We start from the raw sequence: 25,105 nt of genomic DNA, 5'->3' as shown, positions 1-25,105 counted from the left end.
ACCGGGTTATTTCATTCCTATAAAACTGGCAATTGCAAAAGAAAGAACCGCTACCACCAGGCCATACATAAATACATTATAGGAAATACGTAAATAATGATATTTCCTGGCCAGCACTTTACCGAGGTAATAAATATCTTTTATCATACTATCGTACAGATACTCACTATCGTTCATCATTTCTTTCATACCCCATTCGTATTCCTTCAGATCCATTTTAAAAAAATTGCCAAAGAACAGGAGGTTGGCCTTTTTCTGACGAATGTCTTCTTCCGTAAAAACACCCCCCGTTACCGTTGGGCGGGTTGCGCGTATGGCAAAGATTACAGCTGTCAGGCAAACCAATGCCAGTATAGCTGTAGGCAGAATAAACTGCGGGTAATATTGCAATTTTCCCAATAAAACAGAAACCAGTATAGATAACACAATGGTATTTACCGAGATCATAATATTGGCTTTGCTATCTGCCATTTGACTAAGGCTCACATGATTTTCACTCATGATACGGAACATCGTAGCAATTCCCCTGTCTGTTCGCGATTGACTGGTCTTATCAACCAGTTTCTTTTCCTTTTCAATACTGGTTGACTCCGATGCAGGCACATCTTCAATAGTACCTACCGGGGTTTCAACAGTTTCTCCTTTAGCAGCTGCTTCCTTATCGAGCAATGCATTTAAATGCGCCTGTTTAACCGGCTCAAAATGAGTACGCGCATATTCCGTAAAATACCGATGCTCCTGAAGAAACCGAATATTTGTTCTTCGCCACGCTTTTTTACTAATGTCTTTATTAAAGACCGTATTGATTTCCTTTCTGAGTAATTTACTTTCCTCCGGGTAGTGGGCGGAGCCAAGATGCGCCATATCAGCATCACAGATGATCTGTTCAATAGGACTGACCGGCGACTGAGGCATGCTTGTAGCCAGAATACAGGAACTCATTTTAGCTATTAGGGTTTCTGACAATCCCTCCTCTTTGCAAAATTTACGGGCAATTTCCACACTGGATTTTTCATGCCCCTCATAGGCTGAACTATACCCAGTATCATGAAACCAGGCAGCCAGCAGTAAAGCCAGCCAGTCTTCCTCCGGAAGCTGCATAGCTGCAGCCATCTGGCTGGAAGCATCAACTACCTGTAGTGTATGGTGGAGATCATGAAAATAAAGCGTTGACGGAACGTTTTTTTCAAAATGTTGCCGAACCTGGTTAGCAGCCTTATCCAGAATGCCCGCGTATGCTTCCATGTAACTGTTTATTAAACTAAATTAACGCAAATCAAGCATTGAATCTCAGGTCAAACTAACTTGCAGTTATGTTCCTCCGCTTTACCTGGAATAGTTTTTTATGGCTGCTGGTTGTAACAGGCTTTTTATCCTGTAATCAACTGAGCGGTGTTTGTTTTGTGCCAGCCTTGCCAGGTTATCCGAATCAGCCTTCCCATACACTCTTCCTTAAGAAACCTCTTCGCGAAATATCGGGAATCAGTTTTCACAACAATAACCAATTGGTTGCCATAAACGATGAACAGGGAAAACTATTCGTGCTCACCACAGCTTCAGGTAAAATCAATACCCTGAGTTTTGGAGAAAAAGGTGATTATGAAGACATCGTCCGAACACCAGAAGGATATTATGTGCTAAGAAGTGATGGCAGCCTTTTTCTGCTTGACGGACGAAATGGAAAACTTCTGGCAGATTACCCGCTGAGCTTTAGTAAATACACAGAATTCGAAAGCATTGCCTATGACCAGGAGCAGAACCGACTATTGCTATTTTGTAAGAACTGCGGTCAAACAGAACCCGTTGTTTTCGGATGGGCATTTAACCTGAACACGCACCTACTGGAAGAACAGCCAGTGATACAAATAGTATGGGATGTTTTTCGTAGGCTTGCCAAAGACGATACGATTGAATTTCAGCCTTCCGCAGCAGCGTTTCATCCCATTACCGGTAAGTTGTATATGCTATCCTCAACTGCCAAACTACTGGCCGTCTGTAACAGGGAGGGACAACCGGAATCAGTAGTTGGATTGAATCCCGACCTGTTTCAACAACCGGAAGGTCTTTGCTTTGCCCCAAATGGAGATCTCTTTATTTCAAATGAAGGAAGACAATCAAAAGCCACACTGCTCTTTTTCCCATTTGATCCGAAGCATTTTGAGGACAACATTCAAATTGAAGTTAAATGAACCCTATAGCAAATAAATTGCTGTTCGTATTCTTCCTTGTATTGGCTTCAATGCTGGTATCGGCACAAACAGATTCAATAGTGCAGGAAATAATCTTTATCGGAGACGCTGGTGAATTTAAAAATAATCAACACCCTCTTTTAAACAAACTGCTGCAAAGCCAGCATTCTAAAAACAGGAAAGCTAACGCCTTGTTTTTCCTGGGAGATAATATCTACCCTGCCGGTTTACCGGATGAACAGAGCAGGAATTACTCCAAGTACAAAGCTATTCTGGATACTCAATGGAAAGCAGGACAGCTACTCGCAGATCAGATCTATTTTATTCCCGGCAACCATGATTGGGCAAAGGGCCGCAGTAACGGTTGGCAACAGGTAAAAAACCAGGGGGAATACATTCAAAACCTCAACCTTCCCAACTTGTTTTTCTTGCCTGCCAATGGCTGTCCCGGCCCCGAAGAACGAAACCTGAATGATCAATTAACAGTTATCATTATGGATAGTCAGTGGTGGCTGCATCAAACAGAAAAACCTGGTATTAGCAACGACTGCGATTGCAAAACCGAAGATGAAGTACTGTTTCGCCTGCAGGAAATTCTGTACCGGAACAGAGAAAAGACCATTCTGTTTCTGAGTCACCATCCTTTCGTTTCTTCGGGTATTCATGGAGGTTATTACCAGTTCAGGCAACATCTTTTCCCACTGACGGAGATCAATCCCAAACTTTATATACCCCTTCCCCTCATTGGTTCCATCTACCCCATCGTGAGAGGTGGTTTTGGAAATATCCAGGACAACAATCATCCCGCATACAAAAACATGTCGTCCAGAATAGACTCCCTGTTAACCTATCATGGACGCGTACTCCGTTTGGCCGGTCATGAACATGGGTTGCAACATATCCGGCTCAATAACCAGCATTATATCGTAAGTGGTGCCGGATCCAAGTCAACCCGGCACAAAAAAAACACTGTAGATCATATTAGTTTTTCAACTACCGGTTATGCAAAACTGCAATGGTTTACAGATGGAAAAATGCAATTGGTATTCATGGAAGCTGGTGATATAAACCACCAGGAAGTGTACCGGCAAGAAATTTTGCTTCCTGCACCGAAAACGCGAGATTCTGCCAGTTTATCCAATTCAGACTTACCGGACAGCATCTCGCTGGCGGCTGCTCCTTACTTTAAGGCCAGCAGGTTCAGGCAGCGAATTTTCGGATCCAATTACCGGAAGGAATGGACAACACCTGTAAAAGTGACCGTTTTCTCAATAAAAGATTTTAACGGCGGATTACATCCTACGAAACGGGGTGGTGGTATGCAAAGCCGGTCTCTCCGGCTGGAAGACAGCACTGGCAGGGAATATGTCTTGAGAAGTATTGAAAAATATCCTGACAAAACCCTTCCCGAAGAACTGCGACAAACCTTTGTAAAGGATGCGATTGTTGATGGCATTTCAGCCTCTTATCCATATGCAGCCTTATCAGTTCCCGCTTTAGCAAAAGCCACCGGAATTCCTCATACTAAACCCAGGCTGGTTTTTCTGCCAACTGATCCTGCCCTGGGTCACTATCGTGCTGATTTTGGCAACAAACTCTATCTTTTCGAACCACGTGAACCGGATGGGCTGACCAAGACCTATAGCACAGACAAAGTACTGGAAGCCCTCAGTAAAGACAATGATAATATAGTTGATCAGGCGGCTGTATTAAAAGCACGCCTGTTAGATATGTTCATCATGGATTTTGACCGCCATGATGACCAATGGCGCTGGGGCAGTCAAAACACAAAAGAAGGTCGAATTTATTTTCCCATTCCACGCGACCGAGATCAGGCTTTCTTCACCAACCGTGGCTGGATCCCCTGGCTTATTAGCAGATCCTGGCTACTACCAAAATTTCAGGGGTTCAATGTACAGGCAGAGAATATCAATCGCTTTAATTACAATGCCCGTTATTTTGACCGAAGTTTTTTAAACCGAACCAGCAGATCGGATTGGGAGAAGTTGAGTAATCAATTGGTTCAGGAAATTTCGGATGTTGTAATTGATAGTGCCCTTGCGGCTCAACCTACAGAACTTCAACCCCTGCAGGCAGGTACTATTGCTTCTATTCTAAAAAGGAGAAAACAATTTTTTATTGACGAAGTATTGGAATACCAGTCTTTTTTACACAGGACAATTGATATTGCAGGATCGAACAAAAAAGACTGGTTTGAACTGGAATGGGAAAATAAGGGTGAATTGAAGTTGACCATTTTTGATATTAACAAAGAAGGGAAACCGACTGATAAACTTTCTGAGCAACTGATTGACCCTTATGTAACCAGGGAACTCAGACTATATGGATTAAAAGGGAGCGATGTATTTCGTATCAGGGGTGAAATGCCAAAAGACTTTACCATCCGCATCATAAGCGGTGAAGGAAATGATAGCCTGGTACTTGGTCAATCCGGCAACCGGCCATCAGGTATAAAATGGTACGACATAGAACAGGAAGCCAATCAATTAAGCGGCACAGGCAAGCTGAGAAAAAAATTTTCCAACTTACCATCCGTACACAACTACGACCGGAAAAGTTTTCGTTACAATATTACAACGCCTCTGCTGCTCGCAACTTACAACAGGGATGATGGTGTTTTTCTGGGAGCAGGAGTACGATCCACACATCACCGGTTCCGAAAAGAACCTTTTGCCTACCAGCATCAATTCAATGCTTATTATGCAGTTGCAACAGGTGCTTACCAGTTTCGATATTTATTTGACGCTCCCGCCTTTCGATTTTTTGCCAACCTGAAAGCCCCTAATAATACCCGAAACTTCTTTGGATTTGGAAATCAGACAAAATTTGTAAAAAACGACCAGATCAATATCACATATTACCGATCCCGCTTTAACCTTTTCGAATTGGCTGCACTTGCAAAGTATCATCCGGTACCTTCTCTACAGTTGAATGCAGGCCCTGTATTTCAACATTACTGGATTGATTACGATGACAATCAGGATCGCTTTATTACAAAACCGGAGAGCGGCCTGGATCAGGAGCGACTAAAGCAGAAAAAAACCTATCTGGGCTTGCAGGCTCAAACGGTATTGGATACACGAAATAATCAAACTGTTCCCACCAGGGGTGTACATTGGATGAATACAGCGAGATGGATAAACGGGGTTAGCAGCGTCTCCAATTCATTTACGCAATGGGAATCCACCTTCTCCTATTTTATTAACCTGATGGCTCCAAACCAGGTAGTGTTAGCTGGAAGAATTGGTGGTGGTGCCAACTATGGGAGTTACGAATTTTTCCAGGCCCAATACCTGGGTGGGAATGAAAGTCTAAGGGGGTACCGTAATTTCAGATTCGCTGGAGACAAACGATTCTACAATAACCTGGACCTTCGGATCAGGCTGACGGAACTCAGAGGATATATTTTGCCGGGCACCCTCGGACTGTTATTCTTTCAGGATGTTGGCCGGGTTTGGTTAAAGAACGAAAGTTCCAGGCGCTGGCACCTGGGATATGGTGGCGGCATCTGGCTGGCACCAGCCAACCGGTTTGTTATGGTAGCCTGTTATGGTCAGTCAGAAGAAGGCGGACTTCCCTTTGTCAGCCTGGGATTTCAATTCTGAACGATCTTAATAATTTCGGGCTTGTTCACGGTGTTTTCAGATTCATCCGGCTCCATATTGATACTTACCCGTAGTGCTTTTAGTCCTACCACTCCCTGCAATTCTTCCAATTCCAGCTGTTCCAGATCATGCAGCAACATGCGTTGATTTTGAAGGAACTCAATGTAATCCAGGTATTCTGAAGCTTCCCGCGACTGAGAGAAAACAATTGCCAGTTTGCCGGGTTGGGTTAGCCTTTCATTACTACCCTTTACATGAACTTTATCAATTCGTTTCTTGATAATTTCATAGCGAATATTATAAGCGCCATCCACATCAAATTTTCGCTCGGCGGTTCTGAAACTGATAGAAATCGGAACACTGTGAGCAAGTATCAGTTGTGTTGTTTTTAAGGGATTGGCCATCCTTGTCTGCAACTGGTTAGCCAGCCTGGCAGCTTTGGTAAGCGTCGTCAATTGCCACATCTTCAGATTCTTCAGATAAAAAGTATCAAAAGGTTTGTCCGGAGTAATGGACTGTCCGATATACATATTAAAATCTACCCCGTCGGTCACAAACCGTTCAAAATAATGCGGATAAATTTTTTGGGCAGCATCCTGTTCTGCATCGATAAAGCGGGCAAGTTCCTGATTGATAAATGTTATGCTTTCTTCAAACTCGTGTCTGTGAGTAACTTTTAAACGAATCGAAGGATCTATCTGTTCAAAATATCCATCTATGAACGTTCCTAGTTCGGGAAGCAAAACACGGAGATGTTCAAATAGTTCCACCACTTCATTCCGAAGAAAGTGATCTATGATAACCTCATCACCGGAAAACAGGATATTGGAGACATTGTAACTGTATTTCTCAATTCGATAGGCCACTTCCTGAAGCAAGGGCATATTTGTTTTTTCCTTCGCTTTCTGCACTACTTCTCCCGCGTACTTTAGCTGCTCCAGCAAATCCTGTTGAATGGCATGGTTACGCTCAATGGAAGAATTGCGAATATCAATAGCCCCATACAATGGAAACACCTGGTCAAATACAATTGGTTCAATCTTCGCTTTTCCTCCTTTTGTCTTAGTTGCGATAAACTGAAGTGCCGCTTCCGTGAATTTCCATTCTACTGAGCTTTGTACTGCTGTGAAATGCTGTTTGATAACTTTGTCAACTTCATTATCCAGCGTTTCCGCAGCCTGTTCCATAGCCAATACAAAAAGCGGAATGGCTTCCACAGCCTCATTCAGGTGCTGGTGTTTAATTGCATGAGCTTCTTTATGCACCACCGATAGAATACCAATTAATTTTCCAACACTTTTTAATGGGAAAAAAGCTGCACTGTAATAACCGATGGAAGTAAGATTTATTAGCATCGGATAGCGCTCCAACCACTCATCCGTTATTGATGAGATCAGTAAGGGCTGATCGGTTTCTTTAAATAATTCCTGAAAGATCTTACAGAGGTGATCAGTTCCTTTTTGACTATTATCAGTTTTAAGCAGAAAACTGTGATGTGTGAATTGTTCAGCTACAATCTGATGTTCATTGACCCTAAAAAACGGAGTGACCCCCATTTTCAGATCAGGAATGCCCATCAATGCCTGAACCTGCCGCTCTATTTGATGGAATACCTGGTTTTCTCCAAAACCATGCTGTTCCAGTAAGATATTTTTGATGGAGTTTATAACCTCCCGATGCGTTACATCCTTGATACGTACAACGGTAATTCCTTCAAACCGGAATTTTTCAAGTGGAAAGAGTTTTCGCAGCTCATCCTGCTGTAACACATCTGTTACATTACAACATTGCGGTAAACCGGAAACATCCGGGAGTTCACCCTGTGCATGTACTTTAATAAAGGTTGTATCCAGATCAAGTTCATAATAAATATCCAGTCCCGTTTCAGGATTGGGCAATTTCACAATACTGGTTACATTTCCGTCAATATTCTGGCCGTATAACTGAGAAAGGATCAATTTATAAGCAGATGCGCATTTTTCTTCCTGAAGGTGCTGGGTAGCTACAGCTTCAGGAATGCGGTTCAACTGACCGGATGCATCCAGGAATAACTCCCGAAAACGTTTACTGCAATAAATCATTTCCCTGCCAAATGGGAGCCCTACTCCATAAAGATCTTCCTGGTCAGAGTAGGAAACAGGGAAAAGGGTAGCCATTAACATGTCTACCCATTCCTCGTGTTCCTTTAAAATGGAGATATCTTCAATCGGCTCCAGCAGTTCAGGATGCCGTTTAATTCGATCCAGTAATGTTTGGTAGAGCTTGCGCGTTCCAGGTCTGCCTTCTGCAGCTGTTTTAGCCCAGGCATCTACCAGTGGGGCGAAGGATAATCGGGATTGAATTTCCAGTTCCCCGTAATGATTCGGTTCCATTTTGTTGACCGTTGCCTTAATGCAAACGACTACAAAATTAACCAATTCTACATCATGGGGATGTAGGTGTCGTCATACATCCACATCAGGATGGGTTTCTTGCTGTTATCTATCATATTGCTCAGCTTTTCCATGATTTTTGGCGCAACCGAAGGACAGCCTTCACTTTGCCAGATCGGGAAATTGGTTTCAATATCCGGAACTGTTCCCATAGCATGAAGTACAATATAACGTTTCAGTGCATTGTTATTGGATGTTTCCAATCCATGTAAACGGTAGGAAAGGCCGAAATCACCCTGGTAAGACTTACCAACTTTATAAACACCCAGTGAACTGCAGTTACTGCCCGGAGTATTGGAATATTCCTTATCCAGATTCAGGTTTAGTTTACCTCTTCCCTGTGCAACCAGCGCACTCTTTTCAATCCTCATTGTTTTCAGGTTCACAATGAAAAAACGATACTTGTTGGATTTTACGCTCATATCCAGCAGGAATGCATATTCATTGTTGTAACCCCCTTTATTCGCCATTGCCGCCAGCTTTTTAGCTTTTTGGATAACTTCTGTGCGATCCGCCGATTCATTTCCGATTTCAGGAGAAAAACCATCCCAGAAAGGAGGAATGTATTTATACAAACTGGACTTAACCTCTGTTTTGCCACGGAAACTGTAGGTTTTTTCTTTCTTTTCAACCTTAGCCACCGCAACAGCTGCATCTGCTCCACTTTCAACCCGAACTTCATCCGTTGCCTCATTTCCATGTGGGAATCGATCCTTACTTGTATTAACAGTATTTTCCGCTTCTGTTTTATACGAAGTATTTACAACGGTTTCTTCATTTTCGTAATTGATAACTGTTCTTCCCGGGCGCTTCGGACTTGCATTCACCAATACCTCATCAGGCATCTCTACTTCAGGTTTTGGTGTTTTATTTTTTACTCTACGACTTGCAGTTTTGCTGGATGCAACATATGGATGCAGATTATCCTCTTCCGTTTCTTTTTTAAGCAAACTGGCAACTATTTCTTCAGATTTTTTAATTACTGGTTCAATCTCACTGATTGTTTTGGCTTTTGGCTGGGTTTTAGCCAGAACAGCTTTAACTTTTTTAGGATTTTTGCGAATCTCCGCGACTTCAGCCTTGTTTACTATCGCAACTTTAGCCGGGGTTTTAACCTCAAGCCCTGGTATGGCAGCCTGCTCATAATTCAGAACAGATCGACCAGCGGATAAATCTTCAGTGGATTGTGCAACGGATTTAGAAGTGAATCGAACGAACGGCTGGTATATTGCAATCAGCAATAGCAAACAGCCGCTAATTCCAGCTACGTAGAGCTTAGTGTTCATAAGGGGTACATTTTCGTTTTTAACAGAATGCGGATTATAACTAAAACGAAAAGTAGCAGCTTTTATGCTGAGCCGCAAGGTAAAATCTGCTGAATTTACCCTATAGTAAACTTACGAGTAGGTTTATTTGTTTGATTTTCAGAACATTGCATTTTATCCCTTCGACGAACGGACAACATTTTTCGACGAATAAACAGTAGTTTTTTATACAGATAAGCCCTTAAACTACCTATTTACCATGAGTAGTTTTGGTTGGTTGTTTTGCTTGAACACGCTTGTAAAAAACACAAATATCCCTTAGGCCACAACCTGAACATTGAGGGGATCTTGCGGTGCAAACATACCTACCATGAAGAATTAACCAATGGTGCGCAATATGCACAAGCTCTTTGGGAAGATGCCGGATCAATTGTTTTTCTGCTGCCAGCGGGGTTCTGGCATTTTTTGTTAACCCTAATCTCGCAGAAACTCTGAAAACATGAGTATCGACTGCCATATTCGGCTGAGCATCCACAACAGAGGTTATAACATTGGCTGTTTTCCTGCCCACCCCTGGAAGCTTAATCAACTCTTCGACGGTCATGGGAACCTCACCATCAAATTGCTCCATCAACATTTTCCCCAGTCCGACCAGATGTTTGGCTTTGTTATTTGGGTAGGAAATGCTTCTTATAAGAGTGAAAATCTCCTCCACCGAGGCGTTGGAAAGTGCTGCTGCATCTGGAAAGCGCTCAAATAGGGCGGGAGTGGTGAGATTGACCCGCTTGTCCGTACATTGGGCTGATAAGACAACGGCCACCAATAACTGAAACGGGTTATCATACAATAATTCCGTTTCGGCATTGGGGGCCTGTTGTTGGAAAAACGCTATTACTTTAGAATACCTTTCTTTAATCGTCATGCGCCGGTTTCCACCGCTTCTCTCGCATAGTTCAGAACATTCAATACCACCTCGGTACGGGGTGCTACAGAAGGCTGATCAAGTAATTGGATGGATTCCTGCAAGGTAGCTAAACTCTTACGGAGTTCATAATCCTGTTGAAGGGCAGCTTCGATTAAAGCGTTTTGTTGAGCGGAAGTTTCTTTGTACAAATAGAGTAGTAAATCTTCCTGTGTAAAGATTGACATAAGCAAACCATTTTTGTCCAGTAAATAAATTACCCGGGGTCCAGTCCGGGGTTTCGTCCGGTTATAAAACGATCGTTATAAATAGATTATTGCGATAACCTAAAAATAATTTTACTTTTTTTTCGAAGCCTTTCTACAGTAAGTAAGGGGAATCTTACAATTTTCCAAAATATAATCGCTAATTATTGATCTTCAATAATATAGAGATCTTCTTCAGCCCTTTTCATGCGATATTTTTCGCGGGCATAACGTTCCAGGGTTTGAGGATCATTTTTCAATTGTTCCAGTTCTTTCCTGGTCTCAGTAATCTGTTCCTGATAATAGGCTTTGCTATTCTCCAGGTTCCTCAATTCTTTTTTATAACGGAAGTGGGTTGTAATGATATCCCGGTCGTCAAAAAACACCATCCAAACTGCAAAGAAAAGGACTGTAAGAATATATTTATTCTTAAGGAAACCCGGGATATGGGAAAGGATTTGCTGCATGGGTAAAGAACAGCCGGATAGTTTTGCTATCCGACTGTTTGAGTAGTTTATTTTCCGAATTTAAGATTTTTCGGATAGATAGCCGTTTCATTCAGCATTTCTTCAATGCGGATAAGTTGGTTGTACTTGGCCATACGGTCGGTACGGCTGGCAGAACCGGTCTTGATTTGTCCGCAATTCAATGCCACAGCCAGGTCAGCGATGGTGGTATCTTCGGTTTCTCCACTACGATGACTCATGATCGTATTGTATCCGTTGTGCTGAGCCAGTGTTACGGCGTTGATGGTTTCAGTTATGGTTCCGATCTGGTTCACTTTTACCAGCAAACCGTTGCCGATTTTCTTGTCGATACCTTGTTGCAGACGGGTAACATTGGTTACAAAAAGGTCATCACCCACCAGCTGGCACTTGGTTCCCACTGCATCAGTCAAAGCTTTCCAGCCATTCCAGTCGTCTTCTGCCATACCATCTTCAATGGATGCAATAGGGTACTGTTTCACCCAGCTTTCCCAGTATTTTACCAGTTGATCAGGGCTCATTTTTTTACCATCGCTCTTATGGAAAATATACTTTTTGGTTTTCGCATCCCATAGTTCAGAGTTTGCCGCATCCATTGCAATCACGATCTGTGATCCGGTTTTATAACCTGCTGCGGAAATGGCTTCCAGAACAGTTTCGATAGCCTCTTCATTACTCTGGATGTTGGGAGCAAATCCACCTTCATCACCCACATTGGTACTGTAGCCCTTCTTTTTAAGAACGGATTTCAAAGTGTGAAAAATTTCTACCCCCCAACGCAAACCTTCAGAAAAACTGGGTGCACCAACCGGCATGATCATGAATTCCTGGAAATCAATTTTATTATCCGCATGAGCACCACCATTCAGGATGTTCATCATTGGAACTGGCAATGTTTTAGCATTGGTCCCACCAATATACCGGTAGAGGGATAAGCCTGCTTCAATTGCAGCAGCTTTGGCAGCAGCCATAGAAACAGCCAGCAAGGCATTGGCACCCAGCTTAGCTTTATTCGGAGTGCCATCCAATTGAATCATCAGGTTGTCGATGCCGGCCTGGTCAGATACGTCCCAACCCAGCAGCTTGTCTGCGATTACTGTATTTACATTCTTTACCGCTTTCAAAACACCCTTTCCTACATATTTTTTCTTATCGTTGTCCCGAAGCTCAACCGCTTCATGAATTCCGGTACTGGCGCCACTGGGAACGGCAGCGCGGCCAAGTGCACCTTCATCGGTTATTACATCAACTTCAACAGTGGGATTACCACGGCTATCCAATATCTGCCGGGCATGTACTTCGGAAATGTAACTCATTGTTTTTTGCTTGTTTGGTTTTGAGATGAATGTGTGTACAGCAAACGGACACAAATGTAAGGAAAAGTGAAACGTGAGACGTCAGATATGAGACGTCAGACGTGAGACGTGAGACGTCACCTTGCCTCAGTTTTCACCAACTCCCATAGACCGATAAATGATATCCTGCACTTTCGGTCGCACACTCATTCTCAAAAATTTATTGGGATCACCGTTATTCACTACCCGGTTACTAAGAAAAATATAGGTAAGGTTGTATTTGGGATCAATCCATACACAGGTGCCTGTAAAACCAGTATGACCATAGGTTTCAGGAGATGCATAGGTTGCTGGATAGGGTTCTTTGCGAATGGGATTATCACGCTCCGGTTTATCAAAACCCAATGCGCGGCGACTGATCCCGCTGGCATACACCGTAAACAGATCCACTGTGGAAGGTTTGAAAAATGTTTGCCCCTGTAGTGTCCCCTTACTTAGCAGCAACTGGGATAATACCGCCAGGTCATAAGCCGTGCTGAAGAGTCCTGCATGGCCAGCCACACCACCAAACATAGCGGCACCGGGATCGTGCACATCCCCTTGTAAACGTTGTTTCCGGAATACAGGTTCTGTTTCAGTAGGGGCCATATACGATGCGGGGAATCGGGTTCTTGGCTTAAATCCTGTATGGGTGAGCCCGAGCGGCTCATAAAAAGTGGATCGGGCGTAGGTGTCCAGATCCTGACCCGTGATAGCTTCTACTATTCTTCCCAGAAAGATAAAATCATTATCGCTGTACACGTATTTACCTGATGGCCCGAGTTCACTCTGTAAAATGCGCTTATGCAGGGTATCTGTAAAATCCTTTCGTAAAAAAAGGTTTTCTGCCACCCGAATGGCGTAAACGCTATCGGGCCGGTTGGAGTAAATGGCGCCATTCGGACTCCCATCAACCGGATCTATCGTTTCCCGGTAAAATGGAATAAAGGACTTTAGCCCGGCTTCGTGTAATAAAATATCCTTGATCCTCAATCCGGCTTTATTGGACCCCTTGGTCCATTCAAGGTAATCACCAAGGGTTTTATTGATATCCAGCCTTCCTTCATCCACCAATTTCATGACAGACAAGGTAGTTGCCATGATTTTTGTGACGGAAGCCATATCAAAGATGGTTTCACAATACATAGGGGTGGAATCATTGTAAGCATAGGTGCCGTAGGACCGTTCAAAAGCGATCTTCCCGTCCCGGGCTACCAACACAACTGCCCCTGGAATGGCTTGTTGTTTAATAGCATCCAGGCAAACAGAGTCAATTTTTACCAAGTGGTCGTATCTGAAGCCAAGATTACCAGGCCAGGTTTCAGGAAGCAGTCGCTGTGTTACAAGGCCGGTTCCAACGGAAAGTTCAGGGCATACGGAAACGGGCAATTTTCCTTTGGGACGAATTTTTCCATTTATCAGATCAGCGGCTGTTTCCTGAGTAATGGGATCGTCATCATAGGCTGCCAGCAAAACCTTATTGTCACAGGAATTTTTAATGGCATAGGGATTGCCAAAAAACACGGTAATAGTTGGGATATTATCCCGCAGATGCCCAAGCAGATGTAAACCAGCAGGATTTAATCCAAAATTGCGGGCTGGTGTCCGGTTGTAGGAATGTATTCCGGCAATTACAACATCGTACTGTCCAATCATAAATTGAATGAGCGAATTGGCAGCATTTTCATCCAGCTTATTATTGAAAAAATAGGTATGGGCACCATAGTCTTTACGCATTCGGTTAGCTAGCACATTATCCTGGTTGGTTCCAATGGCTACATAGGCAACCCTGCGGTTGGTTCCCGGCTGAAGCGGAAAAATGGCCCTGTTTTCATTGCGTAAAACAGTAATTGCTTCCTCCGCCACTCTTCGGCGGAGAGCAGGAATATCTTTATTCAGGTCCGCCGTTAAGTTGTGAAGGTCGATCGGATTTATATTGGCAAGGCCATATTGGTACTTGGCATACAGAACTTTCCGTACTTTTTCATTAATACTGGCCCAGGTAAGTTGTTTTTTGCGGATGGCTTTTTTAACTGCCTGTATTCCTCCCGCTATATCACCCGGCAGGCAAAGCAGGTCGTTTCCCGCTATTAATGATTGAGCCGACGCTTCCCCATCGGGGTAATAATTCGCGATACCTTTCATTTCCAGGGCATCGGTGAAGGTCAGGCCTTTAAAACCGAGCTCCTTTCTCAGGAGTTCATTAATGTGTTTGGCTGATACCGAGCTGGGTCGGTTTTTGGCATCATCAATGGCAGGAACGGCCAGGTGCCCAACCATTACGCTACCTACACCGGCTTCGATCATTTTGCGAAAGGGATAGAGTTCCAAGGAATCCAGTTCCTGGCGCGACTTAGCAATAACCGGCAGGTCATAATGCGAATCAACGGCAACATCACCGTGACCGGGAAAATGTTTGGCACAGGCCATCACTCCATGGTCCTGCAGGCCTTTCATATACTGGATACCTAACTCAGTAACTTTAATTTTATCCTCACCTGCAGAACGTTCTCCGATTACAGGATTCGCCGGATTGTTATTGATATCCACCACCGGTGCATAGTTTACCTGGATACCCACCCGCTTGCACTGTTCCGCCACAGCCTTCCCATAATCATACATTAGCGAAGGATCGTTGGTTGCGCCCAGCATTACCTGGCGAGGCAAACTCATCACGCTATCGAAACGCATACCCAATCCCCATTCTCCGTCTACGGTTACCAGTAAGGGAGTTTTAGCCAGTTGCTGAAAATTATTGATGCGTAGGGCATGCTGAAGAGGCCCGCCCTGGAAAACACAGATGCCACCGACATTGTATTTTTTGATTGCCTCTTCCACTTCCTTATCGTAAAAAACGGGTATCCCGTTTTTCATACCGGAACTTCGGACAATCATTAACTGGGCGATCTTTTGATCATTGTTCAGTGTCTTGAACACACTGTCTACCCATTGATCTGCATTCAGGGCAGATTTCTTTTGTGCCGTAAGGCTGCCGGCTGCGAGCAGGGCAGCTGCCAATAACCAGGTTTGTTTCATCTGCCTAAGTTATTGAAAAATGCCGCATAATTCAGCAAATTCCCGCATCCACCGGACGGGTGCCACCCGTCCGGTGGAATCAAATCAAAACTCCCGTTCGAGCATAAAGGTAATGGGCTGTTTAAAGTAACAGTTGACCGGTTGGCCATTTTGCTTTGCCGGGGCCCACTTACCGCTGGCTTCCAATACTCGTTTGGCTTCCAGTCCAAGTCCTTTACCGGGTTCATTGAGAATCGAAATATCCGCTAAAGTGCTGTCTGCTCTAACTACAAAGCCAAGTAATACGGTGCCTGTTGTTTCGGAATCAATGGCTTCCTGGGGATATCGAAGGGTAGTGTTTAAAAACTTTTGCCAGGCTTCTTTACCACCGGGGTAGAATGGCATATGTTCGGCCTGAGTGAATGTAATATCCTCTCTCATCGGTGTTTTTTTAACCGGAACTGTATCTAAATGAACATTCTTATTACCTCGTTGATATTCCGCAAACAATACGACAGACTCAAGAATTTTCCGTGCAAGAGTTTCCTGGTTATGAGACTCCTTTATAAATGTATAATCATCAGGGTTGGTGAGGAAACCACACTCAATTAGTAAAGCAGGACTTTCAGCTTTGTCAAGCACCCAGATGCCCTGGTTCTTCCGTTCTTTTATGCCATTTACTTTGACGACTGCATCTAACTGATTTTGCAGAATTTGAGCTGCCGTTTGGGAGGCTTTTAATTGTTGGTGCGGCCCGTTTGACCGGGGAACGTAGATCTCGTACCCATTCAAATTTGTATTGTTACTTGCGTTTAAATGAATAGACAACAACAAGTCTGGCTGTATGGAATTGGAATAGGTAACGCGCCATGCGTTTGCTACCTCTGGATCTACCAAATCATTAGGAAGTGATTCCTCTGTTCTGGTGAGTAGCACCTTAACATTGTACTCAGGAGCCAGACTGGCAATTTGCCGGCTAATCGCTAATGCCAGTTGCTGCTCTGTCTGTCCATCAGGTAATTTAACACCAGGATCTGGTCCGCCGTGCCCCGCATCCACTACAATGGTAACCGGCTCTTTAGCAACAAAACCGGTTTCGGATGGTTTACGAACTACAAAGGCAACTAACAGAAAGGAAAGGCTGGCAACCAAAGGCAGGGCCATCACCCGGCTAAGGTAGCCGGATTTTTGGAAAGGTTTAATGGTTAACATGGTTATTCGACGTTTAAGTTGTGACTGAAAAAATGGATGGGTAAGGGCTAGTTGCTTTTCCTGAATACTGCGTTCCAGCAAAATCTCTGCGTATTCGAGTGGACCATCATTCCCTATAGCATGCTGATCCGCTAGATACTCATGAACAGCCTTTAATTCATGCCTTATCAGATAGTAAAAAGGATTAAACCAGTAAACCAGGACAACCAGCTGGCAAAAGAAGATATCGAGGCTGTGATATTGCCGTATATGGTAGAGTTCATGCCTGAAAATCTGTTGCCCGGCTCTGCTATTCAATGAAACCTTGTCGTTCCAAAAAACAGATCGGAAAAATGAAAAGGGTGTACCTTTTTCACTGGTATGATAAATTGTAATATCATCCAGTTGCTCACCTCTATAGATTTTTCTCATTCTGTGAATCCTTCGAAGCGCGATACCCAATTCCCAAAAACCAATACCAATACCTGCAGCATAAATCAGCTTTAAAAATGTAATTGTTTTCAGCATCGACCCAATAGGACTTACATCTACATTTTCTCCTTCCCCATACACAGTGATTACCTCGATAGTCCGGATTACAGTCTGGCTGATAATGCCTTTATTAAAGAATGACAAATCAAAATGAAGCAACGGAAGGACTATTGAGATGACCAGCACTCCTAAAAGGTAATACCGGTTATACTGATGAAAACGCTGATTTCGTAGAAAGATCCAATAATAACCCAGCAGGATAGCTGAGCAAACAAGCATTTTGAAGATGTATAATAAATACGGGAGCATAGCTTATTTTTTAGCTGATCGAATCTGTTTCAGAAGTGCTTCCAGTTCATCAACAGATATTTTCTCATCCTTCACAAACTGGCTCACCAGGTTGGAAGCGGATCCTTCAAAATATCCTTTTACCAGTTGCTGAACGGATCGCTTGCCATAATCCGCTTTACTGATCAGAGGACGATATAAGTTATTCCTTCCCTGCTGTATTGCTTCCACAAATCCTTTTTCGATCAGAATTTTGAGTATCGTGGCAATGGTATTGGAGTGCGGCTTGGGTTGATCCGTAGCTTCCATAATATCCTTTAAGAATCCCTGGCCAATTCCCCACAAAACCTGCATTACTTCCTCTTCGGCTTTTGTCAACGATTTCATATAACTAATAATTTAGTCATAGCAATCTAAAACTATATTTTTAGTTATGCAAATATTTTTCAAATTATTTGAAACTGGCACGCAATTACTCACTGGACGGGTGCCACCCGTCCGGTGAGATTAGAGGCCGAAGGAACGGGAAAGATAATCCTGGTTGAAGTCGATAAAGGTGGGGCGGCTGTTCGCTGTAATGTTGGGCTGTGCACAACGCAGCAGGTCTTCCGCCAGCCGGCGCATTTCCACCTGGGTAAGTGCGGTTCCGGTTTTGATGGAATGTTGGGATGCCAGTGAACGGATCAGTTTTTCCCGGCGGGAAAATTTGACATCGCTGCTGAAATGCTTGTACTGATCCAGCAATTGCTCAATCGCGGCTTTCTCATTGCCCTGAACAATATCGGCCGGACTCCCCTGAACCACAAAACTATTATTGCCAAAGGGTTCAATCTGGTAGCCAAGCAGTACCATATCCGAGAGCAGTTCGGTAAGCAGGGCCGAATCAGCCGGTGCGAGCTCCAGTGTCACTGGAAACAAGCTTTGCTGGGATGGAATTGTTTTCCCTACCAGGGCCGCAGCATAGCGTTCATATAAAACCCGCTCATGTGCGAATTGCTGATGAATCAGCAAAAAGCCCTGGAGTGTTGGAGCGATCAGGTATTGAAACTGGATTTGAAGCAAATCAGTATGTTCCAGTAGTTGCCATTTTTTTTTGGGCTTTTCCCAATCAAAGTATAATTCACCCTCTTCATCCCCCAGCTTGCCCGCCGGCAATCCACTCGTCGGCTTTTCGGTTGCTGGTTTCTCAAAAAAATCTTTCCAGGAGGGCATCGCTTTGTCAGGTGCTGCTCCTCCTGTTGAACCACCAGATCCACCGATCCCTGAATAACCTCCCTTCTCGATAAAATGTGCCTGGTTTGACTTGCTGAATGCCTGGTAGAGCTCAGAACTGCTCGCAGCCTTCCGGTGTTCATCCGTAAATGGTTTGGTAACCGCATCTGATTGTTGAATGCCGGCATCTATATCAAATTCCAGGGTAGGCGTTATACTGAATTGTGCAAGCGCATGTTTCACTGCAGCCTGTACAAATGCATACACAATCTTTTCGTCTTCAAATTTGATTTCCTGCTTGGTTGGATGCACGTTCACATCGATCTGTTCCGGATTTAAATCAATGAATAATACATAAAGTGGAAAACTATCTGACGGTATAAGATCCTGAAAAGCTTGCATTACCGCATGATTCAGGTAGGCGCTTCTGATAAAGCGGTTGTTAACGAAAAAATATTGATCCCCCCGGGTCTTCTTGGCTGCATCCGGTTTACCAATAAAGCCCTGGATATTGAGATAATCAGTATGCTCCTGAACAGGCACCAACCGGGATAAATAGGAATTCCCAAGCAATTGAACAATCCGTTGTTTGAGCGATCCTTTATCCAGGTGAAAAACCTGCTGGTCATTATGGGAAAGCGAGAAAAAGATATGGGGAAAAGCCATTGCTACCCTTGTAAACTCATCAATGATATGCCGCATTTCGGCTGCATTACTTTTCAAAAAGTTTCTACGGGCGGGGACATTAAAAAACAGGTTTTTCATTGCGATGCTCGTGCCTGCTGCAGTAGCACATGGCTCCTGCCTTACGACCATACTGTTCTCCATTTCCAGGTAGGTACCCAGCTCATCCTGCGATCTTCTGGTTTTTAATTCAACCTGGGCAACTGCCGCAATAGAAGCAAGCGCTTCCCCGCGAAAACCCATTGTATTGATATGAAAAAGATCGTCGATCTGACGGATCTTGGAGGTAGCATGTCGTTCAAAACAAAGGCGCGCATCGGTTTCATTCATCCCTTTTCCATTATCTATAACCTGAATAAGGGATTTACCAGCTTCTTTAACCAGTAGTCGAATTTCGGTTGCTCCTGCATCCACTGCATTTTCCAACAATTCCTTTACTGCACTAGCCGGACGTTGAATCACTTCTCCTGCCGCGATCTGGTTAGCTATATGATCGGGCAATAATTGTATGCTATCTGCCAATGTTCACACTCCTTTCGGCAAAGATAACACCTGCTATTAATACCGCTCCCAGACTTTTCGAAGGTATGCTTCCATGGCCCTTCGAACTTTTACTGCACTGGTCTGGTGATTGTTTACTAAAACCGAAAAAATCAATCGCTTCCCTTTTTTGGTAGTCAGATAGCCGCTCAATGCAACCTGGCCGCTTAATGTCCCTGTTTTTGCCTTTATTGCATCACCTAAATCAGAATAGTAATTCGATAATGTTCCTTTTCCGCCAGATGCAAGTATGGCATCCACTCTATTGCGTCCAAACTCCCGTTCCATTTTTTCCAATAACCATACCATATCAACCGGCGTAAATAAATTATAACGGCTCAAACCCGACCCATCAACCCAATTTGGTGCTTGTGGCAAACCTTTGAGATCGGCTTTTAAAATGGTATCAATCATTTTCCGGGTATTCATGTAGCCATAAACCTGTTGCGATGCCATCAATAAAACCTGTTCTGCATAAAAATTATCGCTGCGAAGCATCATCAGCTTTAAGAGACTGTCTGTTGGCTGGGAATATAAAACACGGTCAGCCTTCCTGGTATTCTCACCAGGCACCAAAAGAATGGAACGGCCGATCGTATCTCTTAATAAATCAAGCGCCGAAAAAAGACTATTTGTTACAAAGGGGATTTCCAGTGTTTTTAATATCTCCTTCCCTTCCGAAATAGTAAATTGGTTCGAGTACCGATCACGAATAACCGAAAAACTGGAAGTTTTGGCCGGATTAAAATTCACTTTCCAGGAAACTTCCGGTTCAGAGTATACAAAGGCTTCGTTTTGCAGTTGTCCATTTTCTGATTCGGATTTTTCCAGCACCTGCGTCCAGCGGATGATATTTCCATATACCGGTAGCGGACTCCGCTCTGCCATATAAGAACTGTTGTAATCGTCCCAGGACCAGCCATAACCCAGTTCCTTCTCCCGCCAGTTCTCCTGCTGAATAACCAGCTCTTTCTGATTTGATTTCAAAAAATCGATTACCGGGTGAACAGCAAAATCAGGATGCAGCAAACTGGGGTCTCCGGTTGGTAAGAGGTAGATACTGTCTGCAGTTTCAGCATATCGGATGCCAGGAAGCGAGTCGCCAAGGTAACGCATCCCTGAATACAGCGTGAACAGTTTGGTATTACTTGCCGGAATAAAGTATTTATCTTCCTGGTAGTTGTATAAATAAACGGCTTTCTGAGGATCGTAAATACTGATGCCTACATGTGCCTGCTTCAATCCGTCTTCATTCAGGATAAGTTGTTGTGCGGATTGATCCAATTTTCTGGATACCGAACAGGCCGACAAAACAAACACCAGCATAGCTGGAAGTACAACATGTGTGTGTAACCGCATTGTTTAAAAATAACTAAAATACTCAGTTTCTTTCCTGCGCCCTTAACCAACGTTCGGGAATATCATTATTACTCGCGATCAGGTAATCTTTATAGGAGCAGGCGATGAAGCGGGTATCGGGCAATTGCATCCACCAGCGGCCGGTCCGTTTACTTTGCAGAAAAAGGGTTTCCACTTCTGCAAAAGCTGTATTGTATTCATAAAAAGAATCCCTTTCCTTCAGTACAGCCTCCGTTTTCCCTTTATTAATGCCATCAATATAATACCAAATCATCTGGCTGATCTGCTGAGCCGTCAGTTCTTCCGGGTCTTTTGCCGGTTGATACCCGTAAATGCCAAAACTGTTTACAACCGGGCTCATGCCTGCATAGCGGGCGAGTACACAGGCTTCTTCTCCATTCAGGCCGTTGGGAGAAATAGCAGATCCCGGGGCATAGGCATGGGCCATTGCTGACAAATCAAAACTTACCATGCGACAGTTCCGTATGACTGGTTCCATTTCATCAATCTGCTCCTTAACAGTTCCAACCCTGAAACAATCAAACCGGAGTTTATCCATATTCTCCAGCATATAGGGATGTACATAATAACTTTGGAAAGCCAGGTGACTGTAATGTTTCATGAAATTGGGTTCGCCGGTCAGCATTTCCATTAAAAAATGATCTGCCTGGGGAAGCGCTTCCATGTCCAGATCAATTTTTGCATCAATGCAAACAGCTTCAATGAGTTGCTGTCTGCCCGCATAAGCATGGTATTGCGCAAGTGTTAAATCATGTGATCCTCCAATGATCAATACCCTTTTTCCTGCGTCTGTCAATTCCCGGATGACAAGATTTAGTGCTGCATAGGTATCGCTGAGTGATGCACCGGGTTTGATGTTACCGATATCTGCAATCCTGATCTCGGTATGCCAGTAAAAACTTCTATAAAACATTTTCCTAATCTGATCAGTTCCCTTACAAAAGGGTCGGCCCATTCCCAGCCCTCTCTGTTCTCCACAACCAACTAAAACCAGATCTACAGCCTCCAATTCCGGGAAAGTGTCTTCTTCATAGACCAGGATTTGTTTTCCCATCTGACCTGCGCGAAAACCCTGGTCTTCACTGATGGCTGCCAAGGAAACCGGTAATACAAAATCCATTAAATGTTGCATTTCACTCATGGCTGCAAGATAATAATTGGACTCTTTAGCGTTATGCCTAATTTTATGGTTTAATCAACCAACATGACTATTCACAAAGAAGGCTATAAATCCATCGCAATAGCCACCCTGATTTTTGTAATCCTCAACCTGTTGTCATTCTTTTTTATCAGTGCATCTGCACCCCTGATCAGCTGGATTATTTTTGTTGGATTACTTGGTCTGCTGCTTTTCATCATATCCTTTTTCAGATTACCTAAAAGAACACATACATTCGGAGATGATAAGGTTATTTGCCCGGCCGATGGGAAAGTGGTGGTTATTGAAGAAGTATTTGATGAAGAATATTTTCACGACAAACGCCTGCAGGTAAGCATTTTTATGAGTCCGGCTAATGTGCATGTCAACCGCAATCCTATATCCGGTGAAGTTGTATACAGCAAATACCACAAAGGTAAATACCTGGTGGCCTGGCATCCCAAATCATCCACGGAAAATGAACGCCACAGCGTTGTCTTAAAAACCGGTAATACAGAAATTCTCGTAAAACAAATAGCTGGTGCTCTTGCCAAAAGAATAGTCAATTACCTGAAAACTGGTATGAAAGTGAAACAGAATGAAGAACTGGGTTTCATTAAATTCGGTAGCCGTGTGGATGTATTGCTTCCGGTTGGAACCGAGGTAAATGTACAACTCGGCCAGGCTGTGAAGGGTGGGGTGGATGTGTTGGCGACGATGAAGAAGTGAAAGGTGAGACGTCAGACGTGAGAAGTGAAAGACCTTGAGAAGGATTCCCGGGCATAACTAAACGCGCAAATAGTATGAACCGTGTGGTACCCACCACACGGTTTTTCTTTGGCATTGAACGGTAGTACCTCCTTTGCTATCAATGAACCCCCTGTCTCCTTTGTCTCCAGTTTCCGTTGTTACCTTCTCCATTCCTCCCTCTTCCTTTCTCCCCTCTTCCATTCCTCCCTTAAAATATATCCATCATTTCCTTTAAACTATACACAGTATAAGTTGGTGCAAAACTTGCTGTTTCGCGGATATGGTTCACAAATACCTGGTCCATCCCGGCATTTTTCGCACCCATAATATCCGCTTCCAGGTGATCGCCGATCATAATACTGGTATGAGGAACAGCACCCGTTTTCCGAAATGCAAATTCAAAGATTTCCTTATTGGGTTTGAGGCTATTACTGCCTTCGGATGTAATAACTTCCCCAAAAAAATGAGCTATTCCTGCATTCTTGAGTTTGGCATGCTGAACATCTTCAAATCCATTGGTGATTAAGTGTAATTCATACCCTTTTTCACGCAGGTATGTCAGTAATTCATGGGTGTGAGGAAATAATATATTCCGGTGTGGCAGATGAGCCAGGAAAGCCGTACTTAATTCTTTTGCCAATTGTTCATCACCGATTTTGAAGTCCAGCAAGGTATGCCACATCCTCTTCCAGCGAAGCTCATCCACCTTGATCAATCCCTTTCGATAACGCTCCCATAACCGGTCATTGTGCGCACTGTACTGTTTATGGAAATACGTAAAATCACTTATGCCCTTTGTAGACAAATCCATTTCATTGTAAAGATGTTCCAGGGTTTTTTTCGCGTTTTCTTCAAAATCCCACAGTGTATGATCCAAATCGAAGAATAAATGTGAATAATGCTTCATATATGATGGACAAAGGTATTGCATGATTCTAAAGAATTATTATCTTGGCAGTCCGTAGCACCCTAAATATTCTGATCCCTATGACCAAAATTCTACTCGCAGGCAGCGCTCTGATTGCTTCTATGTCTGCCTATTCCGAACCAATTGACAGTGTTCAGCTGGCATCCTCTGAAGCCATTCAAATTCAGGCGACTTTCAAAAAACAGGCAGATTCCATAAACCAGGTTTTGAAATTTCATTCTGGCAAACTCCGGTTTTCAGACCAGTCGATTCGAATGAAAGTTCCTGACGGACATTATTTTATTGAACCAGATCAGGCCAGGTATATTCTTGAAAATATCTGGGGAAATATTCCGGATGATGAGGTTCTCGGCATGATTGTTCGATCCGATTTTATGCCATCCAACATTAACAACGATTATAGTTTTGTAATCAGTTATGCTCCGATCGGATATGTTTCAAGTGAAAATCAGAAAGAATTTGACCATCTTGAATTGCTTAATAATATTCGCGAACAGTTACAGGAAGCCAATGAAAAAAGACTGGAACTGGGATTCAATGCGCTACAGGTTGAAAACTGGGTAATGGTCCCCTATTTCGATGAATATAAAAAAGCGCTTTATTGGGCTACCGAAGTCAATGTAAATGGAAGCGATGAATCGCTGGTTAATTACAACCTTCGCTTACTCGGTAAAAACGGAGTTCTAAAGATTAATGCTGTTGGTACAATGGATCAGTTACCTGCTATAAAAAAGATATTACCTTTTATCTTGTCACAAAGTGAATTCCTGGAAGGATTTCGTTACTCCGATCAGGCAGAGCCGGTTACTTCCGAAGATAACTGGCAACTGGAGGAACTTATTTCAGGAAAGCAGCAGAAGAGTATGTTGTCTGCGTTCCCTAAACCTATTGCAGCCGGATCACTGTTGATGATCGGCACCTTTTTCTTTATGCGTCGTTTTAGCAATTCTAAAAGAAAACCCGGTAAAACAACTGCATAAGATGGCGTA

At 43.5% G+C, this 25,105-nt stretch carries 18 protein-coding genes; 4 read left to right on the top strand and 14 right to left on the bottom strand.

Annotation, left to right across the window (positions count from 1 at the left end; all coding sequences use genetic code 11):
- Positions 1-6: 6 nt before the first annotated feature.
- The gene (locus MD536_RS20185) at positions 7-1,245 is read right to left on the bottom strand and encodes a Pycsar system effector family protein (protein WP_239603482.1); all 1,239 of its coding nucleotides are present in this window, start codon (positions 1,243-1,245) and stop codon (positions 7-9) included.
- A 68-nt stretch (positions 1,246-1,313) separates the two neighbouring features.
- Here MD536_RS20185 and MD536_RS20180 point away from each other — a divergent pair, with 68 nt between their 5' ends.
- The gene (locus tag MD536_RS20180) at positions 1,314-2,189 is read left to right on the top strand and encodes an SdiA-regulated domain-containing protein (protein ID WP_239603480.1); all 876 of its coding nucleotides are present in this window, start codon (positions 1,314-1,316) and stop codon (positions 2,187-2,189) included.
- Positions 2,186-5,815 carry a BamA/TamA family outer membrane protein gene (locus MD536_RS20175; RefSeq protein WP_239603479.1) on the top strand — a complete coding sequence of 1,210 codons (3,630 nt, stop codon included), beginning with the start codon at positions 2,186-2,188 and terminating at the stop codon, positions 5,813-5,815. The genes MD536_RS20180 and MD536_RS20175 overlap by 4 nt, the downstream gene beginning before the upstream one ends.
- On the opposite strand, the gene MD536_RS20170 is transcribed toward MD536_RS20175, so the two are convergent.
- The 12 genes from MD536_RS20170 to MD536_RS20115 form a co-directional block, all read right to left on the bottom strand.
- Positions 5,806-8,187, bottom strand: a complete 2,382-nt coding sequence (locus tag MD536_RS20170) for a hypothetical protein (protein WP_239603475.1) — start codon at positions 8,185-8,187, stop codon at positions 5,806-5,808. The two genes, MD536_RS20175 and MD536_RS20170, sit on opposite strands and share 10 nt — an antisense overlap.
- Before the next feature lie 47 nt (positions 8,188-8,234).
- Complete coding sequence (locus MD536_RS20165; RefSeq protein ID WP_239603472.1) at positions 8,235-9,533, bottom strand: murein L,D-transpeptidase catalytic domain-containing protein; 1,299 nt, start codon at positions 9,531-9,533, stop codon at positions 8,235-8,237.
- A 229-nt stretch (positions 9,534-9,762) separates the two neighbouring features.
- Positions 9,763-10,434 carry an endonuclease III gene (gene nth, locus MD536_RS20160; protein ID WP_239603470.1) on the bottom strand — a complete coding sequence of 224 codons (672 nt, stop codon included), beginning with the start codon at positions 10,432-10,434 and terminating at the stop codon, positions 9,763-9,765.
- A complete protein-coding gene (locus MD536_RS20155) occupies positions 10,431-10,661 on the bottom strand; it encodes a hypothetical protein (RefSeq protein ID WP_239603467.1) in 231 nt (76 codons plus the stop codon). The genes nth and MD536_RS20155 overlap by 4 nt, the downstream gene beginning before the upstream one ends.
- A gap of 182 nt (positions 10,662-10,843) precedes the next feature.
- Positions 10,844-11,146: an FtsB family cell division protein gene (locus MD536_RS20150; RefSeq protein ID WP_239603466.1), complete on the bottom strand. Its 303-nt coding sequence runs from the start codon at positions 11,144-11,146 to the stop codon at positions 10,844-10,846.
- Positions 11,147-11,193: 47 nt separating this feature from the next.
- A complete protein-coding gene (gene eno / locus MD536_RS20145) occupies positions 11,194-12,480 on the bottom strand; it encodes a phosphopyruvate hydratase (protein ID WP_239603464.1) in 1,287 nt (428 codons plus the stop codon).
- A 126-nt stretch (positions 12,481-12,606) separates the two neighbouring features.
- Entirely contained in the window at positions 12,607-15,534 is a 2,928-nt protein-coding gene (locus MD536_RS20140) for a glycoside hydrolase family 3 N-terminal domain-containing protein (RefSeq protein WP_239603461.1), read from the bottom strand.
- 84 nt (positions 15,535-15,618) lie between these two features.
- Positions 15,619-17,505: an N-acetylmuramoyl-L-alanine amidase gene (locus MD536_RS20135; RefSeq protein WP_239603459.1), complete on the bottom strand. Its 1,887-nt coding sequence runs from the start codon at positions 17,503-17,505 to the stop codon at positions 15,619-15,621.
- 3 nt (positions 17,506-17,508) lie between these two features.
- A complete protein-coding gene (locus MD536_RS20130; RefSeq protein ID WP_239603455.1) occupies positions 17,509-17,871 on the bottom strand; it encodes a BlaI/MecI/CopY family transcriptional regulator in 363 nt (120 codons plus the stop codon).
- Between the two features lie 120 nt (positions 17,872-17,991).
- Positions 17,992-19,902, bottom strand: coding sequence for a DNA mismatch repair endonuclease MutL (gene mutL / locus MD536_RS20125; protein WP_239603453.1), 1,911 nt, complete (start codon positions 19,900-19,902; stop codon positions 17,992-17,994).
- A 36-nt stretch (positions 19,903-19,938) separates the two neighbouring features.
- Positions 19,939-21,279: a D-alanyl-D-alanine carboxypeptidase/D-alanyl-D-alanine-endopeptidase gene (locus MD536_RS20120; RefSeq protein WP_239603450.1), complete on the bottom strand. Its 1,341-nt coding sequence runs from the start codon at positions 21,277-21,279 to the stop codon at positions 19,939-19,941.
- A 22-nt stretch (positions 21,280-21,301) separates the two neighbouring features.
- On the bottom strand, positions 21,302-22,441 hold the full coding sequence (locus tag MD536_RS20115) for a formimidoylglutamase (RefSeq protein WP_239603448.1): 1,140 nt from the start codon (positions 22,439-22,441) through the stop codon (positions 21,302-21,304).
- 63 nt (positions 22,442-22,504) lie between these two features.
- Between MD536_RS20115 and MD536_RS20110 the strand changes: the two genes are divergently transcribed.
- Positions 22,505-23,167, top strand: a complete 663-nt coding sequence (locus tag MD536_RS20110) for a phosphatidylserine decarboxylase family protein (protein WP_239603446.1) — start codon at positions 22,505-22,507, stop codon at positions 23,165-23,167.
- 229 nt (positions 23,168-23,396) lie between these two features.
- Here MD536_RS20110 and MD536_RS20105 read toward each other — a convergent pair whose 3' ends face one another.
- Positions 23,397-24,095, bottom strand: a complete 699-nt coding sequence (locus tag MD536_RS20105; protein WP_239603445.1) for a YjjG family noncanonical pyrimidine nucleotidase — start codon at positions 24,093-24,095, stop codon at positions 23,397-23,399.
- A gap of 80 nt (positions 24,096-24,175) precedes the next feature.
- Between MD536_RS20105 and MD536_RS20100 the strand changes: the two genes are divergently transcribed.
- Complete coding sequence (locus MD536_RS20100; RefSeq protein ID WP_239603442.1) at positions 24,176-25,096, top strand: DUF2167 domain-containing protein; 921 nt, start codon at positions 24,176-24,178, stop codon at positions 25,094-25,096.
- The last annotated feature ends 9 nt before the right edge of the window (positions 25,097-25,105 follow it).

The organism is Flavihumibacter cheonanensis, assembly GCF_022352215.1.
GTDB classification, from domain to species: Bacteria; Bacteroidota; Bacteroidia; order Chitinophagales; family Chitinophagaceae; genus Flavihumibacter; species Flavihumibacter cheonanensis.
Note: the sequence above shows the minus strand (reverse complement) of the source record. Positions and strands in the feature narration are given on the sequence as shown.

Bases quoted from the DNA above. Each gene is read 5' to 3' on its own strand.
- MD536_RS20185 (WP_239603482.1), bottom strand. From the start codon at position 1,245: ATGGAAGCATACGCGGGCATTCTGGATAAGGCTGCTAACCAGGTTCGG.
- eno (WP_239603464.1), bottom strand. From the start codon at position 12,480: ATGAGTTACATTTCCGAAGTACATGCCCGGCAGATATTGGATAGCCGT.
- MD536_RS20130 (WP_239603455.1), bottom strand. From the start codon at position 17,871: ATGAAATCGTTGACAAAAGCCGAAGAGGAAGTAATGCAGGTTTTGTGG.
- MD536_RS20165 (WP_239603472.1), bottom strand. From the start codon at position 9,533: ATGAACACTAAGCTCTACGTAGCTGGAATTAGCGGCTGTTTGCTATTG.
- MD536_RS20150 (WP_239603466.1), bottom strand. From the start codon at position 11,146: ATGCAGCAAATCCTTTCCCATATCCCGGGTTTCCTTAAGAATAAATAT.
- nth (WP_239603470.1), bottom strand. From the start codon at position 10,434: ATGACGATTAAAGAAAGGTATTCTAAAGTAATAGCGTTTTTCCAACAA.
- MD536_RS20100 (WP_239603442.1), top strand. From the start codon at position 24,176: ATGACCAAAATTCTACTCGCAGGCAGCGCTCTGATTGCTTCTATGTCT.
- MD536_RS20175 (WP_239603479.1), top strand. From the start codon at position 2,186: ATGAACCCTATAGCAAATAAATTGCTGTTCGTATTCTTCCTTGTATTG.
- MD536_RS20115 (WP_239603448.1), bottom strand. From the start codon at position 22,441: ATGAGTGAAATGCAACATTTAATGGATTTTGTATTACCGGTTTCCTTG.
- MD536_RS20120 (WP_239603450.1), bottom strand. From the start codon at position 21,279: ATGCGGTTACACACACATGTTGTACTTCCAGCTATGCTGGTGTTTGTT.
- MD536_RS20155 (WP_239603467.1), bottom strand. From the start codon at position 10,661: ATGTCAATCTTTACACAGGAAGATTTACTACTCTATTTGTACAAAGAA.
- MD536_RS20140 (WP_239603461.1), bottom strand. From the start codon at position 15,534: ATGAAACAAACCTGGTTATTGGCAGCTGCCCTGCTCGCAGCCGGCAGC.
- MD536_RS20135 (WP_239603459.1), bottom strand. From the start codon at position 17,505: ATGCTCCCGTATTTATTATACATCTTCAAAATGCTTGTTTGCTCAGCT.
- MD536_RS20105 (WP_239603445.1), bottom strand. From the start codon at position 24,095: ATGAAGCATTATTCACATTTATTCTTCGATTTGGATCATACACTGTGG.
- MD536_RS20170 (WP_239603475.1), bottom strand. From the start codon at position 8,187: ATGGAACCGAATCATTACGGGGAACTGGAAATTCAATCCCGATTATCC.
- MD536_RS20110 (WP_239603446.1), top strand. From the start codon at position 22,505: ATGACTATTCACAAAGAAGGCTATAAATCCATCGCAATAGCCACCCTG.
- MD536_RS20180 (WP_239603480.1), top strand. From the start codon at position 1,314: ATGTTCCTCCGCTTTACCTGGAATAGTTTTTTATGGCTGCTGGTTGTA.